General features: G+C 69.9%; 1 protein-coding gene. It reads right to left on the bottom strand.

The window, feature by feature from the left end; all coding sequences use genetic code 11:
- The coding region (locus DJ017_RS19980) for a universal stress protein (RefSeq protein ID WP_165830744.1) at positions 1–233 on the bottom strand (233 nt) is incomplete at its 3' end.
- Positions 234–409: the final 176 nt, after the last annotated feature.

Genomic DNA, 409 nt, shown 5'->3' with positions numbered 1-409 from the left:
CCCATCGCCCGCAGCCGCGCAGCGCCTTCCTCCAGCACCTCGCGATAGCGGTCCTGGTGCAGGGCGACCGCACCCGCGAATGCGCCTTCGCCGATCGCCATGCCGCCCGTCTCCGACACGACGGACAGCAGATGAACCTGTGCGCCGCAGCTCTTCGCCAGCAGAGCGCCCTCACGCAGGGCCGTCCGCCCCTCCACCGAACCGTCGAACGCCAGAAGGATACGCTTGTACACCGCAGGCTCCCTCAGGGGCCGCCGCCAACCGACCGACGCCCCGGCTTGTGAAACGCACCCGCCTGATGGCAGCTCCGCCAGGCGCCTGTACGTTGCGCCAGCGCAGCCGCCGCTTGTCTGCGGCGTAGGGAGATTTCCGGATGGACGTTGGATTTGTCGGCCTCGGCGCCATGGGC

Source organism: Phenylobacterium soli, from assembly GCF_003254475.1.
Lineage (GTDB): Bacteria > Pseudomonadota > Alphaproteobacteria > Caulobacterales > Caulobacteraceae > Phenylobacterium > Phenylobacterium soli.
This window is presented reverse-complemented; position numbering and strand designations above follow the sequence as displayed.